The 245-nt window shown below is 70.6% G+C and carries 1 protein-coding gene; it reads left to right on the top strand.

Translation table 11 applies throughout. The features are described 5' to 3' along the window. On the top strand, positions 1-245 hold a 245-nt coding region (locus ACX9YW_RS23450), incomplete at both ends, for a glycosyl hydrolase 2 galactose-binding domain-containing protein (protein WP_460351193.1).

Here is a 245-nt window from a genome sequence, read left to right on the forward strand (position 1 = left end):
TGGCGCGCGCGGGTGGACGGCCGGCTGCGTGCCACCGGCAATGAACTGCGCATCGTGCTGCGCTCCCCGATCACCACGCTGCTGCCGGGCGTGCAGGCGATGCCGCACAAGATCGCCGGCAACTACCCCTCGCCGTACGGCGACGAGCCCAAGGACGCGATGGTCGGCAACTTCGTCCGCAAGCCGGGTTACCACTTCGGCTGGGACTGGGGCCCGCGTTACGTGACGGCCGGTATCTGGCGCCC

It is taken from the genome of Pseudoneobacillus rhizolycopersici (assembly GCF_054786815.1).